A 15203-nucleotide genomic window follows, 5' to 3' on the forward strand; every position below is an offset into this window, starting at 1 on the left:
CCGAGTTTAACCATACCGAGGGAATTGAACCAAAGTGCTTCATTTCGTCTTCTGGCTATTAATATTGGCCCGTCATCATAAAATAAAAAGTTCTTCCAGTTTCTTTTAAACACAGACCATTTCGTTTCAATCACATTGTACTTTTCATAGCAGAAATAGACAGTTACATCATCTTGCCAATCCAAATGAGCCAGAATTTCCGCAGGTAAACCGACCTCATCGTCTTCCCAGGCTAGCATCCAGTCTACTTCTCCGACCCAGTTGCTCTCTTTCTGAGGCCAGTCTGATGCACTGAGTCTTTCTGAATCTGGGCTTTGTGCACTGATGTTGTCTTTCCACAATTGTGCGGACCTTGCCTGTGTCATCGGTTTGATCCATTCAAGATCATCACTGGCAACCGGCATCGATTGGTGAGTAAAAATCCATTTTCTTTGGTATTGATCCAAAGGCAAATACGACATTAATTTTCCTCGTTACCTTGAAGCCACCCTTTTGCGGTGGCGTCTTCTATCATTTGTTGGGCTTTTTCCCACAGCACTGTTGAGCCATCTTCGATACGTCGGTTGATGCTCAGCGCTTGCTCGGTTTTCACACCATTTTCCTGCCAGCTTTGCCCTTGATTATGATAATTCAACAACATGGGAATGATGCGATCCAGCGCTTTGGCGAAACGGGCATCGCCCGATTGAGCACTCTCAAATTCCAGCCATAACGCTTTCAGTTCTTTGGCCTGATCGTCCGGCAACATACCAAACAACCGCTCTGCCGCTGCCATCTCTTTCTGCGCTTGCAGCTCAGAAGCGGCAACATCATAAACAAAGGTATCACCCGCATCAATTTCAACAACGTCATGGATCAGCAACATCTTGACCACCCGGTCGATATTGACCGGCTCATTGGCGTGTTCTTCCATTAACACTGCCATTAGGGCAACGTGCCAACTGTGCTCTGCACTGTTCTCCAGGCGTTTGTCCGCACTTTTCACACGGGTTCGCCTGAGAACAGACTTAAGGCGATCCAGTTCCAATACCAGTGCCAGCTGTTGTTCCAGCCTTTGGTTCATATCAGGCCTCTTTCCAGTTTCGGTTGATCAGCGCCATCAGGTTATGATCTTCCCAGCGCCCGTTAATCAACAGGTAATCTTTAGCAAACCCTTCGTGTTCAAAGCCGATGGTTTCCAACACCGATTCACTGCGCTTGTTTGCCGGAATGTAACCGGCCATGATGCGATGCATGTTCTGGATACGAAACATGTAGTCCACTGCCAATCTTAATGCCCGGGTCATCACGCCCCGCCCTTGCGCTTGCTCGGCCAGTGAGTAACCAACGTTACAGGCATGAAATGGAAAACGAGTCAGGTTACTGAATGAAATGGTTCCCAGCATGGCCCCTGTCTCACGTTCGATGATGATCAGGTAGTAGCCAAGCCCCATCTTGTGCAACTCATGTAACTTGATCAATTTCTGTGTCCAGCCCTGTACCGAGTAGAATGCCTGCTCTCGTTTGGGTTCCCATGGCTGAAGGTGAACCCGATTGGTACTGTAGTAGTCCACAATCATTGCAGCATCGGTAACGTCGGCGGTTCTCAGTATGATATCGTCATCGACTTCATACACTTGCGCGGGCGTGCTGATTTTATCCATCATTTCTTTCTGATCCCGTAGTCGCGCAGTTTATTCGCCACCGAGGTATGCGACACATTCAGTCGTTTGGCCAGTTTACGACTGGATGGGAAAGACTGATACAAACGTTCCAACACCTGAGCTTCATACTCTTTCATGATTTCATCCAGCGAACCATCAAGATTAATACTCGGTGCACTGCCGGACACACTTTCCAACTGCGGCAAATGGAACAAATCAATCGTCAGTGTATCTGCGGACAACTCGGTCAGCGCCCGCAGTACCATGTTATCCAGTTGACGCATATTGCCCGGCCATTGATAGTTCGAGAGCTGGTCCACCAAATCTTCACTGAGTTCGGGTTTCATCATACCAAGTTGCTTGATGTACTTGGCGACAAACAATTCCAGTAGCGGTGCAATATCGCTGGCGCGTTCGCGCAGTGGCGGAATGCGTAGCGTCAGTACATTGAGGCGGTAGAACAAATCTTCACGGAATGACCCCGACTCTGCCAAATCGGACAACTGATGGCGCGTCGAGGCAATAACCCGAACATCCACGTGCACTTCGTGCTCTTCGCCCACTCGGCGGAATGTACCGTCCTGAAGAAAACGCAGCAGTTTAATTTGCAGGTGCGGGCTCATCTCGCCGATTTCGTCAAGAAAGACGGTTCCGCCATTAGCCTGTTCAAAGATGCCTTTGTGTCCTTGCTCGTGATTAAACGATCCCGGAGCATGACCAAATAACTCAGTCTCGGCCACATCATCCGGCATCGAAGCACAACTCAGGACCAAAAAAGGTTCTGACGCGCGGTGAGAGCGGTTGTGGCAAGCGCGTGCCAGCATCTCTTTACCGGTACCGGTTTCGCCTTCAATCAGCAAAGGCTGATCAAGCATCGAGAGCTTTTTCGCTTGCCCAATCAAAGCCTTGTGCTTATTGGAAACGCCAACAAAATGTTCAAAGCCGAGATTGTTCTGCTCTGGCAACATCTGGTCTATCAGCGCAGGTTGTGCGGCGCTGCGAATGATCATCACCGTACTGGCCAGAATAGACTCTTTCGCTTCACTGGTAATGTAGACCGGCATAATTTCCATGACGTAATCTAAGCCGTCAATCACTAGGTTTTCGCGCTTGCGCGTGATGGTGCCTTCCGCCCATTTTGAGAAGTTGAAACTGGGTAACAGTGTCGAAATCTGCTGCGCAAGAATTTGGTCTTCGTTTTGACTAAACAAACTGAGCGCAGCGTGGTTGGCCATATCAACATGACCTTTGAGGTCAATCGCCAGAACCGGATCCGGCAGATTATTCAACAGAGAAATCAGTTCGGTGTTGTGCCGTTCCATCGGCATAAACTGAATCTTACGAACGTCTTTGACACCAGAGATGCGACGGATTTCTGCCATCAGTTCACTAAAGGTATCAAAGTCGATATCCGGGCAGTTAAGGTAGATAATGCCAGAAATATCAATTTCAATGCCGCGCAAATCAATGTTTCTGGAGGCAAGAATATCGAGTAGCTCACGGGTAAGACCGAGTCTATCTTCACAGAAAACTTCTAGACGCACTGGAAAGTCCCTAAATTCGAAGGTGTCAGGAAAAGTTGACAGTAGTTTCGCCTAAGGTCTGAATCGCGTCAAGAAGTCTCCGTGAGTCGACATCACATTCGCTGCTATTTCATTGTAATCGCAGTGACTTTTGCCACAATTTGCTTACGAATTGCGCTCAGTTTCACCGCGCGGTCTTTGTGCCAGGGCATCGGACGCAACAGTGACATGGCCTTCAGACCAAGTCTGGCCGTGAGGATGCCCACACCAAGCCCCTGCCCTGCGCGCGCAGACAAGCGCCCCGCTAGATCCATCGACAACAGATCCATACCAGCGTCAACAGCCAATTCACTGGCTCCGGCTGCGGCCATATTGATGAACACGGCTTTCAGTAACTTGATGCGCGACCAATACCCCAATTCAACGCCGTATATCTCCGCCAGTTTGTCGATCATCTTGAAGTTGCGCCACGCAACCAACAACATATCAGCAATCGCCAACGGGCTGATCGCGACCAATGCGGCGGCTTCCGTTGAAAACTGAGACACCACTTTGGTGGCTTGTTTGTCTTGTTCAGCAACCACCATCGCATCGTACATATCCAGAATTTCGGCGTCACTGTGCGCATCATGCACACTGTTGAACCAGCGATCAAAAGCCGGGCTTTCCGGCTGTACACCGCTCTCTTTCGCCAACTGTTCACAAAATGCTTTACCATGTCCGACGCTGTCGTTGAGGATAAGTTGCTCACTCTGCTCCTGAACGCTGAAATGATTGCGCAATCGGCGCAGTTTCCATAATTCTTTGCCAATAGCGCCGATACCCAGCGCTGACAAACTGGCGATAAAGCCAGACCAGCCCAAAGCCAGCCAGTCGCTCTGCTGAATCGCGCCCACCAGCGAATCAACCGCTTGCCATCCCAACAGCGCGGCAAATGTGATAGACAAACCCGTGGCCAGCCATTTGCGTCCCTTTCGCGGACGAATGACCTGCTCCAACTGCTGCTCAGGCATGGCGTCGGAAGACTCACTCTCAGCAGTCTGTGGTACAAAACGCTGTTCGGCGTTAAATTGCTGCTGAGCGGTGAGCTCATCTTGCTCGAGAGGAGCATCGTTGAGTGGCTGATCGAAAATTTGCTTGCTCTTCAAATCACTCATTTCAATTTATCTCCAATCAAAGTTTCTAACGCTTTGTCCATACGGATATGCCTAAGCGGCTCGTCTAACTCCGAAGCCATCGGCCGGAACGCACTGAACTCAAATCCTTTGTTTTGCCAGAAGCCTGAGCCTGGCAGTTTCTTCGGCACTTCTCCCGGAAAGACCGTCAGCGCAGTACCGTCCAGCGTGTATCCCTGAAGCGCAGGCGTGCGCTCATCACCGGAAGAGATAAAACCAGATTGCGTCGCCTGAACCGACGCCATACTGATGCAGCTCATCCCGATATTTTCATACGCCGCACTCTGCCAGGACGGATGTACCATCTGCTGCAAAAGAGCGACCAGATTAGGGTGCTGCTCCGGCGTTACGTGATCCGCTTTGGTTGCCGCGAACAACACTTTATCGATCTTGGGGGAAAACAAACGCTTAAGCAGACTACTACGTCCATACTTGAAGCTTTTCATGATCTGCTCCAACGCATGGCGCATGTCGTGAAACGACTCGGCACCAGAGTTCAGCGGCGACAGACAATCCACCAACACAATTTGTCGATCAAACGTGGAAAAGTGATGCTTATAGAAAGCTTTCACCACTTTCTGTTGATATTCCTGATAGCGTGATTTCAATGCCGTGTAGTTACTGCGCTTATCGGCTTTATCACCTCCATCCAGCAAAACCGGAAAAAACTGCAGGACTGGCGCACCGTCCAATTCCCCCGGGAGGACAAAACGGCCCGGTTGCACCCAGTGCAGCCCACTCGCCTTGCAGTCGTGCAGATAACGGGTGTAACTCTGAGCGATTTGCTCCAACTGTTTCTCGTTTACTTCCGCGCGCAGGTCGAGCGACCCCAGCTCGGTGAGCCACGCTTGCGCCAATGAGCCTCTCAAACCCGTCATCGCGTCAAACTGCGTTTGTGACCACGTATCGAAGTCCATCTCCAGCAACGGCAAATCCAGCAACCATTCACCCGGATAATCAATAATATCAAGATGCAGCGTACTGGTACGGCTGAGCAGTTTTTTGGTCCGACTTTTCGGCTGATACTTGATCGCCAGCCGAATTTCGCTGACATCACGCGTCGGCTCAGGCCATTGTGGAGTGGCAGCATGCAAATGTGCCATCGCTTCGTCATAGGAGAAACGCGGCACCATCATGTTGACCTGTGGTACCCGCTTAGCGCCAATGATCCGCTGATCACGCGCAGCCGCCAATAAGGGCAAATTGTCGTGTGTCGATGTGTGAAGTAACTGATTCACCATAGAAGTGATAAAGGCCGTCTTGCCGGCTCTGGATAAGCCGGTAACAGCGATACGGACATGAGAGTCCAACCCGCGATTAATAAAGTCATTCACTTCTTGGGTAATACGCTTCATTCAGTCTCCCTCAAATTACCAAGACGGGCGTAGTTTATATTCATCAATCTTAATACGAGATGAACGAAAAAGCCCCTGAGTTAAATCAGGGGCTTATAGAAAGTTGCAGTTCTTAAGACTAATCGTCTTCAATCAGCTTGTAGATGACAAACAATGAAATCTCGACCAGCACCCACAGCACACAGCTGATCGTGACGTATTTCTCGTCGAAGATACTGATACCATGGAGAATCAGATCATAGCCCACAAAGCCGCCTATCACGACCGCGATAATGATCTGCAAAATTTGAATAAAGCGAGGCATAGCGCTCTCCTGACGTTTTTAAATTAATCATTCATTATATAGACAAAAAGTGCAGCATACGCTGCACTTATGTCAAATGTTTGCTAGTAAAATCAGCATTTTGTCACAGTCTTCTGCTGAGTCGTTACTTTTCCATTTCAGCAATTTTGACTTTCCATGTGTCCGGGCCTACCTGGTGCACGTTCACGCCCGATGAATCGACCGCAACGGTCACTGGCATATCTTCGACTTCGAATTCATAAATGGCTTCCATGCCCAGATCTTCAAACGCCACCACGCGTGCTTTCTTGATTGCTTTCGAGACCAGGTACGCGGCGCCGCCAACCGCCATCAGATACACCGCTTTATGGTTTTTGATCGATTCAACAGTCGCAGGGCCCCGTTCCGCCTTACCAATCATCCCCATAATGCCGGTTTTCTCAAGCATCATGTCGGTAAACTTATCCATACGAGTCGACGTCGTTGGGCCAGCAGGGCCGACCGCTTCATCACCTACAGCATCAACCGGACCAACGTAGTAAATGAATTTGCCTTTGAAATCCACGCCCTCAGGCAAGCCTTCGCTGTTGTCGAGCATGGTTTGGATGCGTTTGTGCGCCGCATCACGACCCGTCAGGATCTTACCAGACAACAGCAGCGTTTCGCCGGTCTTCCATTGCTGGGCGTCTTCAGCCGTGACCGTATCCAGGTTAACACGACGTGTGTTCGCCCCCGCTTCCCAAGTGATTTGCGGCCACTCTTCCAACTTCGGTGGTTGCAGATCCGCCGGGCCGCTGCCATCAAGCGTAAAGTGTACGTGACGCGTCGCTGCACAGTTGGGGATCAAACATACTGGTTTCGACGCTGCATGCGTCGGCGCAGTTTTGATTTTCACATCCACCACAGTCGTCAGACCGCCCAAACCTTGCGCCCCGATGCCCAACTTGTTGACTCGGTTAAAGATATCCAAACGAAGCTCTTCTTCCGCATTTTGTGGGCCGCGTTCGATCAGTTCCTGAATATCGATGTGTTCCATCAAAGACTCTTTGGCCAGCACCGCGGCTTTTTCTGCTGTGCCACCAATACCAATACCCAGCATACCCGGTGGACACCAGCCCGCTCCCATAGTCGGCAGTGTTTTTTCTACCCATTCGGCAATGTCATCGGATGGGTTTAACATCACCATCTTGGTTTTATTTTCAGAGCCGCCGCCTTTCGCCGCGATCTGAATTTCTACTTTATTACCCGGCACCATATTGATGTGCACAACCGCAGGTGTGTTGTCTTTGGTGTTGATGCGTTTACCAGCCGGATCCATCAGTACCGAGGCACGCAGCGGGTTATCCGGATTGGTGTAGGCCTGACGTACGCCTTCATCAACCATCTGCTGGACTGTCATGTCCGTCGAGTCCCACTGAACCCCCATGCCGATGTTGACGAAACAGGTCACAATACCCGTGTCCTGACAAATCGGTCGGTGGCCTTCTGCTGACATGCGGGAGTTGATCAGTATCTGCGCGATGGCGTCTTTGGCCGCCTTGCTTTCTTCACGGTGATAGGCTTTTTCAAGGGCTTGAACAAAGTCGAGAGGGTGATAGTAGGAAATATACTGAAGTGCATCAGCGACACTGCTGATCACATCTTGCTTGCGAATTACCGTCATTGCATGCCTCATTATAATTATGCTTCCATTGTCGCCACTGACTTGTCATTTGGACGGACAGAAGCGCCAATCGGCGTGTGACTGCAACAAAACGACTGAAGTAGCGGCGTTAGATTCGGATATGATACTCTTGCTTTCCTCAACACGCCATGCAGTGATCGAACTCTTTGTCACAAATTAAACAAATGAATAACAACGACCTAAATCCCATTCAAACAAAAGCGGTCAGTTATGATACTGAGCTTGCTAAGCACCTGTTTTGCAACATCGAACATCAGCCCTGGGCGATGTTATTGCGTTCCGCATCCGAGTCGCATATTGACAGTCGGTTCGATATTCTGGTGGCCTGTCCGGTGGCGACTCTGACCACCCGTCAACAACAGACCGAAATTCAGACGCCTTCCGAATCTTACCTCTCCAAAGCGGATCCTTTTGCCTTAATTCAACAGTTGCAGCAACAGTGGCTCCCGGAGGTGACCTGCGATTTGGATCTCCCGTTTGTGGGGGGCGCTCTGGGTTATTTTGCTTACGATTTGGGCCGTCGCGTTGAGGTGATGCCAGAGTTGGCAGCGCGTGATCTCCACACTCCTGATATGGCGGTAGGCCTGTATGATTGGGCATTGATCGTTGATCATCAGCAACACACCGCCTATGTCATCGGTAACCAGGTAGAGCAGCGCTGGCAATGGCTGTGCTCTCAGCAGGCGAAAACGACTGACGCTTTCACCCTGACGTCCGGCTGGGCCTCCAATATGAGCAAAGCCGACTACACGAACAAATTCAACCAGGTGCAAGATTACCTGTTGTCCGGTGACTGCTACCAGATCAATCTCGCTCAGCGTTTTTCCGCCCGGTATCACGGTAGCGAATGGCAAGCCTACGACAAGCTAGAGCGTTTCAATCTGGCGCCATTTTCCGCCTTTATTCGTACCGAAAGCGGCGCCATACTCAGTGTCTCTCCCGAACGTTTTTTACAAGTCAATCAACGTATGATTGAGACCAAACCCATTAAAGGTACTCGTCCGCGCTCGGAAGATCCACAAACCGATGCGGCCAGCGCCAGAGAACTGGCCGAAGCGGAAAAGGATCAGGCTGAAAACCTGATGATCGTTGACCTGCTGCGTAATGACCTTGGCCGCGTAGCCAAGCCCGGCAGTGTGCATGTGCCCAAGTTATTTGATATTGAAAGCTTTCCTGCGGTGCATCATCTGGTCAGCACTATTCGAGCTGAGCTGGATCCGGCATATTCACCGGCGGATTTGCTGCGCGCCAGTTTTCCTGGCGGTTCCATTACCGGTGCACCAAAAATCCGCGCGATGGAAATCATTGAAGAGCTGGAACCTCACCGCCGCAGCGCCTACTGCGGCAGCATCGGCTATATCAGTCGCCATGGTCGGATGGACACCAGCATCACTATACGCACTTTGGTGGCGGAACAAGGCCAACTGTTTGCCTGGGCCGGCGGTGGCGTGGTGGCTGACAGTCAGTGCGACGCCGAATATCAGGAAACACTGGATAAACTGAGCCGTATTCTGCCTGTATTAGCCAGGCACTGAGCGCGCTAGCGCACCCACTTACGTATCATCTTCTCCAGGTCTGCGGCCGTGTAGGGTTTCGTCAGAATATCATTCATGCCGCAGACGATGCACCGTTTCCGCTCTTCCAGCGTAGTTCCGGCCGTAATCGCGATGATCGGCATTCCATAACCCAAACTGCGCAGTCGCTCTGTCGCCTCAAAACCGTCCATTTCAGGCATCCGGCAATCCATAAAGATCAAATCGTAGCGATCGCCTTCCACCGCCTGAAGCGCTTCCAGTCCGGTGTAGCTGGTATCGGGCGTGATGCCGAACTTTTTCAGCATCTCCTGCACGATGATTTGATTCATACGGATGTCATCAACCACTAACACTTTCAGCTCTGACAAGGGTTTCAGGCGCTCGTTGAGTTGACCGGATTTGTTGTTGCGCTTGACTGGCTTGCTCCCCCGGCGCAGCGGCAGCAACACCCGAAACGTCGAGCCGACATTTTCGACACTTTGGCAGTCCAGTTGCCCCTTCATCAGCGAGACCAGATTGTGACAGATCGCCAGCCCTAATCCTGAGCCCTCATAATGACGTTTGGTCGAACGGTCAGCCTGCACGAAGGGATCAAACAAGGTTGCCAGCGCCGAAGACGGAATGCCGACCCCCGTGTCCTGAACCTGAAATTCCAATCCGTCATCGGTGTAGCTCACGACCAGCTTGACCATGCCAGTATGAGTAAACTTGATCGCATTGCCGATCAAGTTGACCAGAATCTGGCTGATACGCTCTTGATCGCCCATCAGACACTGTGGAATGACGGTACGTTGTTCAATCACAAACTGAATCGCTTTCTCGGTCGCCTTGGGTGTGAAGATCCCCCGCATGATCCTTTCCAGATCGTGCCAGTCAAACGGCGCCACAATCAGCGCCATCACTCCGGCACTGATTTTACTGAAATCGAGCAGATCATTGATGATGACCCGGAGCAGCTCGCCAGAGTGCACCAAATTGCTCAAAAACTGCTGTTGATGACTATCCAGAGACGTACTCGCCAACAGTTCAGCGCTGCCCAATAGACCATTTAAGGGTGTTCTGAGCTCGTGATTGATCATCGCTACGAATTCTTTCGTCGCTCGCTCGGAGGCTTCCGCACGCTGGCGAGCGTCTATGGTTTCTTCCGCTCTGATTTGCCGGGTCAGTGCGCTTGCCAATAAATCTCTGACCAGCAGCATCTGCTCTTCAATGTATTCCCGCTCGACCATGCCATGCTCAACTTCAAGCAACAACGCACCAACGGATTCGCCATCAACAAGCAAGGGCAGACTCAGAAAGTTGTCATGCCAGCACACCAAATGGAATTGATGAATTTCCCGCTGCGGCATTGAATCCCCGAACCATGACGAGCGAATGCTGTTCAATAGCCCCGAGTTGAGCGATAACCCGGCTCTCAATATAACGGAAGCATGCCTGAGTCGATCCAGCAGTCGGTTGAGCAGGCGGTCATCAAGAGTATGGGAGAGAAAGGCACTACCAAACTGGATTAAGGCCTGATCAACCTGATGGTTAAACTCCAGCTTAGAGATGTCGTGTTCCGATTTCAGTTCAAGGTGCGTCAGCGCAACGCTGAGTTTCTGATTGAGTCGGTAAAGTTCCAGACTTTTTTGCTCAAGCAGTTGTTCCGCTTCCTGACGGGCGGCTTTTTCTCGGATGAGTTTACGCTGTAACGCCGAATCTTCAGACATGGTTTTAAACCAAAGTCAGAGCAAAACGCACATGGCTGGGAGCGGATTGCGGTGTCATGACAATATCGACACGCTCTCCAAAATGGGCAGCGCACCCTTTGATCAACCCGAAACACACGTGAGCCAGGCAACGGGCGCTGCGATAGTCGAATTCCATATAGCTTTGCGACTCGCTGATAAACTCAAATCTGGGTGGTTTCGCATCCGGGTACAGTTTCTTCACTTCCAGATGAATGTATTCTTCGACATGACGGATAAAAGCGAAACAAGAGGAAAAGTGCGGAGTGCTGACATTGGAAGGCAGGCTCAGATACAGGTTGTCGAACGCTGCCCGGCCAAAAAGCTGTTGCAGTTGTTCAGCGGAAACACCGGTCACTTGACTGAGATTCTGAATTAGCCTGACCAACTCCCGGTGATCGTAACTGCCAACAGAGGTATATGCTCCCGGGTTGGCTGACATGCGGAGGACGGTGTCCAGAACCTCTAACCCAAACTTCTCTTCGACTAAATCCATGAACTCAGTAAAAATAATGCCTTTCATCTTTATGAGCTACCTTTATTATTAGCTAGGTAAAGCATGATCGAGAACTTCGGCTTTTTCAAATAATTAGCCACGGCTTTATGGTGTTCATTCATATTATGCACCGCGTAGCAAATCATGATTTTCAGACAGGAGAGCCAGTGAAACTGACCAGAAGCACATTAATGCGGAATTTCCAATTGCAACGCCCTGCCCGTTATCACGCAGAAGCGCTGCGCAGAACCGAACACCTGCGTTCAGAACACCTGCGCGAAGCGGCCGTGCTCATCGGCTTCATTGAACGTGATTCCGGCCTCAATGTTCTGTTTACCCGTCGGGCGATGCATTTGCGTCACCACCCGGGGCAAGTCAGCTTTCCTGGCGGGAAAAAAGAAACGGATGATTTGTCAGTGTATCACACAGCAATACGCGAAACCTTTGAAGAAACAGGCATTCGTCCTGATCAAATTGAAATATTCGGCCATCTTCCTGAACTGGCGACCATCAGCCGTTTTGCTGTCACCCCGGTACTGGCGTTTATCGATCAGGATTATCAGTTGACGATCGATAAAAACGAAGTGGATGAAGCATTCGAAGTCCCCGCGGATTATGTGTTCAGCAAAACCAATTTATTTACCCAAACGTTTCAGATTAAAGACACGGCTCATCGTATATTTGCTATTCCATATCAGCATCACTTCATATGGGGCATGACCGCGCAAATCATTCAGGCCATGCAAAAACAGATCGCTTAGGAAATGAATATTCAACAGTTCTCATTTGCTATGGTTCAGATTAGTTTTTCTCACCCCTCAAAAAGAAAATCGGTTGCGATCACACTCATCAGAATAAATTATCACCCAGATTAGTTTTTCTAATTCCAATCATTAGCAATAATCATGTGTGGCACGATATTTTCGTGATAAAACGCCGGTTTTTGACATATCATTCAATAAGCGCGGGCGATACATGATTTAGATCTATTTTTGGTGCAACAAAATCTTGCAAAATTGCGCCCGACTTATTTCCTGTTCCCAAAAATGAGTATTCCAATATGAACTCTAACACTTCTGCGGTTTCTACCGCACAATCTTCTAGTAAGTTTACTTACAAAGATTTCACTTGGTGTCTGTCGCTGTTCGGTACAGCGGTCGGCGCCGGCGTTCTTTTTCTCCCGATCAAAGCGGGTGCTGGCGGCTTCTGGCCATTAGTAATCTTAGCTTTAATTGCTGCACCAATGACGTGGTTCGCCCACAAATCTCTGGCTCGTTTCGTTCTGTCTGCGAAAAACCCTGAAGCAGACATCACCGATACCGTAGAAGAACATTTCGGTAAGACTGGCGCCAACCTTATTACATTCGCCTATTTCTTCGCCATCTATCCGATCGTTCTTATTTACGGCGTCGGCATCACCAACACGGTTGACTCTTTCCTGGTTAACCAAATCGGCATGGAATCCATTCCTCGCTGGCTGCTGTCTGGCGCCCTGATTCTGGCGATGACCGCAGGTGTCGTGTTCGGTAAAGATCTGATGCTAAAAGCCACTTCAGCAATGGTTTACCCTCTGGTATTCATCCTGCTGGCGTTGTCTGTTTACCTGATCCCTGAGTGGAACACCTCAATGATGGATGTCGCACCAGACTGGGGCTCAATGCCAACCATCGTATGGCTGGCGATTCCAATCATCGTGTTCTCATTCAACCACAGCCCAATCATCTCGCAGTTCTCAAAAGAACAACGTCGTGTATATGGTGAAAAAGCGGTAAGCAAAACTGACGCTATTACTGGCGGTGCAGCAATGATGCTGATGGGTTTTGTCATGTTTTTCGTGTTCTCTGTCGTGCTTTCTCTGTCTCCAGAGCAGCTGGCGATGGCAAAAGAGCAAAACATTTCCGTTCTGTCTTACCTGGCAAACATTCACGAATCACCACTGATCTCATACATGGGTCCACTGGTTGCCTTTGCAGCTATCACATCAAGCTACTTTGGCCATTTCCTGGGTGCTCACGAAGGTCTGGTTGGTCTGATCAAGTCTCGCTCCGATGCTCCAGTAAGCAACATTGAGAAAGGCTCACTGCTGTTCATCGTTATTACCACTTGGGCTGTTGCCGTATACAACCCAAGCATCCTGGGCATGATCGAAACCATGGGTGCACCGATGATTGCAGCGATTCTGTTCCTGATGCCTGTTTTTGCGATGCAAAAAGTACCAGCAATGGCGAAGTACAAAACTTCAGCACCTGTTCAGATTTTCACAGTAATCTGTGGTTTTGCTGCCATTAGTTCTGTAATCTACAGCGCTCTTTAATCTCGCAGCCGATACAGACGAGAATAAAGACAAACACATAACGATAATAATAAGCCTCCCTCCTCCTCGGGAGGCTTAATTTTGAGGTAATCAAAATGATTAGTGTATTTGATATCTATAAAATCGGCGTTGGACCATCCAGTTCACACACTGTTGGTCCAATGAAGGCGGGTAAAGAGTTTATTGATGACTTGCGCTCTATGGGAAAGCTGCGCGACATCACTAAAATTACCGTCGACGTTTATGGATCATTATCACTGACAGGGAAAGGTCACCACACAGATATCGCGATCATCATGGGTCTTGCTGGCAACACTCCTGAGAAAGTAGATATCGACTCTATTCCGGGCTTTATTGCACGTGTAGAGGAAACGGAACGTCTACCTGTTGGCATGCACTGTCATACGGTGTCATTCCCTCGTGAAGGCGGAATGAACTTCCACAAAACCAATCTGGAACTGCATGAGAACGGCATGCAAATCCACGCTTGGATCGACGAAGAAAAAGCGTACTCGAAAACCTACTACTCTATCGGTGGTGGCTTTATCGTAGACGAAGAGAACTTCGGTAAAGAAATTGAAAATCCGATCAAAGTCCCTTACGAGTACACGTCAGCTGAAGAACTGATTAATCACTGTAAAGAGAGCGGACTGTCGATCAGTGCGCTGGTGATGCAGAACGAACACGCTCTGCATTCAGACGAAGAAATTCGTACCTACTACGCCAATATCTGGAAAACCATGCGCGAATGTATGGAACGCGGTATGAACACTGAAGGCATTCTGCCAGGGCCTCTGCGTGTACCACGTCGAGCGGCGGCATTGCGTCAACAGTTGATGACGTCTGAGAAGACCACCAACGATCCAATGTCTGTGGTTGACTGGGTAAACATGTTTGCTTTTGCCGTTAACGAAGAAAACGCCGCTGGCGGACGGGTGGTTACCGCGCCAACCAACGGTGCCTGCGGTATCATTCCTGCAGTTTTGGCGTACTACGACAAGTTCATTCAGACGGTGACGGAAAAAGATTACATCCGTTACTTCGCCGCTTCTGGCGCAATCGGCGGTCTGTACAAACGCAATGCTTCAATCTCTGGTGCAGAAGTTGGTTGTCAGGGCGAAGTCGGCGTTGCGTGTTCTATGGCTGCGGCCGGCCTGGCTGAGTTGATGGGCGGTAGCCCTGAACAGGTATGCATGGCGGCCGAGATCGCTATGGAACACAACCTGGGTCTGACGTGTGACCCAGTGGCCGGTCAGGTTCAGGTTCCGTGTATCGAACGTAACGGTATCGCAGCAGTGAAATCGATCAACTCATCGCGTATGGCTCTGCGTCGCTCTTCAGCGCCACGTGTTTCGCTGGATAAAGTTATCGAAACCATGCTGGAAACCGGCAAAGACATGAACGCGAAATACCGTGAAACGTCACAAGGCGGTTTGGCGATCAAAGTCGTGTGTTAATCGACACTCAA

Annotated in this window: 14 protein-coding genes; 4 read left to right on the plus strand and 10 right to left on the minus strand. The window is 49.9% G+C overall.

Going from position 1 to position 15203, the window contains the following annotated elements:
- The 8 genes from CAG64_RS20925 to CAG64_RS20960 form a co-directional block, all read right to left on the minus strand.
- Positions 1-461 (minus strand): DUF2947 domain-containing protein (locus CAG64_RS20925; RefSeq protein ID WP_161489355.1); only part of this gene is annotated, 461 nt, incomplete at its 3' end.
- Positions 461-1063 (minus strand): HD domain-containing protein, encoded by a 603-nt coding sequence (locus tag CAG64_RS20930; RefSeq protein WP_161447834.1) that lies wholly within the window; start codon positions 1061-1063, stop codon positions 461-463. The genes CAG64_RS20925 and CAG64_RS20930, both read right to left, overlap by 1 nt.
- A gap of 1 nt (position 1064) precedes the next feature.
- A complete protein-coding gene (rimJ, locus tag CAG64_RS20935; protein ID WP_161447876.1) occupies positions 1065-1643 on the minus strand; it encodes a ribosomal protein S5-alanine N-acetyltransferase in 579 nt (192 codons plus the stop codon).
- Entirely contained in the window at positions 1643-3187 is a 1545-nt protein-coding gene (gene tyrR, locus CAG64_RS20940) for a transcriptional regulator TyrR (RefSeq protein ID WP_021703605.1), read from the minus strand. Before tyrR ends, rimJ begins: the two co-directional genes overlap by 1 nt.
- A 104-nt stretch (positions 3188-3291) precedes the next feature.
- Positions 3292-4323 carry a YcjF family protein gene (locus CAG64_RS20945; protein ID WP_161447836.1) on the minus strand — a complete coding sequence of 344 codons (1032 nt, stop codon included), beginning with the start codon at positions 4321-4323 and terminating at the stop codon, positions 3292-3294.
- Entirely contained in the window at positions 4320-5696 is a 1377-nt protein-coding gene (locus CAG64_RS20950; RefSeq protein WP_161447838.1) for a YcjX family protein, read from the minus strand. The genes CAG64_RS20945 and CAG64_RS20950 overlap by 4 nt, the downstream gene beginning before the upstream one ends.
- 118 nt (positions 5697-5814) lie before the next feature.
- A complete protein-coding gene (locus CAG64_RS20955; RefSeq protein WP_021703608.1) occupies positions 5815-6000 on the minus strand; it encodes a hypothetical protein in 186 nt (61 codons plus the stop codon).
- A 124-nt stretch (positions 6001-6124) separates the two neighbouring features.
- A complete protein-coding gene (locus CAG64_RS20960; protein ID WP_161447840.1) occupies positions 6125-7642 on the minus strand; it encodes a fumarate hydratase in 1518 nt (505 codons plus the stop codon).
- A 167-nt stretch (positions 7643-7809) separates the two neighbouring features.
- Between CAG64_RS20960 and pabB the strand changes: the two genes are divergently transcribed.
- The gene (gene pabB / locus CAG64_RS20965; protein WP_202600877.1) at positions 7810-9198 is read left to right on the plus strand and encodes an aminodeoxychorismate synthase component 1; all 1389 of its coding nucleotides are present in this window, start codon (positions 7810-7812) and stop codon (positions 9196-9198) included.
- Between the two features lie 5 nt (positions 9199-9203).
- Here the strand turns inward: pabB and CAG64_RS20970 are convergent, their stop codons facing one another.
- Both CAG64_RS20970 and CAG64_RS20975 read right to left on the minus strand, forming a co-directional pair.
- Complete coding sequence (locus CAG64_RS20970; protein ID WP_161447843.1) at positions 9204-10907, minus strand: ATP-binding protein; 1704 nt, start codon at positions 10905-10907, stop codon at positions 9204-9206.
- 4 nt (positions 10908-10911) lie between these two features.
- Entirely contained in the window at positions 10912-11448 is a 537-nt protein-coding gene (locus CAG64_RS20975) for a heme NO-binding domain-containing protein (protein ID WP_161447845.1), read from the minus strand.
- A 164-nt stretch (positions 11449-11612) separates the two neighbouring features.
- Between CAG64_RS20975 and CAG64_RS20980 the strand changes: the two genes are divergently transcribed.
- The 3 genes from CAG64_RS20980 to CAG64_RS20990 all read left to right on the plus strand — a co-directional run bounded on the left by CAG64_RS20980 (position 11613) and on the right by CAG64_RS20990 (position 15192).
- Positions 11613-12182: a CoA pyrophosphatase gene (locus CAG64_RS20980; protein ID WP_021703615.1), complete on the plus strand. Its 570-nt coding sequence runs from the start codon at positions 11613-11615 to the stop codon at positions 12180-12182.
- Positions 12183-12481: 299 nt separating this feature from the next.
- Positions 12482-13735 (plus strand): aromatic amino acid transport family protein, encoded by a 1254-nt coding sequence (locus CAG64_RS20985; protein ID WP_021703616.1) that lies wholly within the window; start codon positions 12482-12484, stop codon positions 13733-13735.
- A gap of 95 nt (positions 13736-13830) precedes the next feature.
- The gene (locus tag CAG64_RS20990; protein ID WP_021703617.1) at positions 13831-15192 is read left to right on the plus strand and encodes an L-serine ammonia-lyase; all 1362 of its coding nucleotides are present in this window, start codon (positions 13831-13833) and stop codon (positions 15190-15192) included.
- The last annotated feature ends 11 nt before the right edge of the window (positions 15193-15203 follow it).

Source organism: Vibrio sp. V38_P2S17PM301 (genome assembly GCF_009904845.1).
GTDB classification, from domain to species: Bacteria; Pseudomonadota; Gammaproteobacteria; order Enterobacterales; family Vibrionaceae; genus Vibrio; species Vibrio proteolyticus.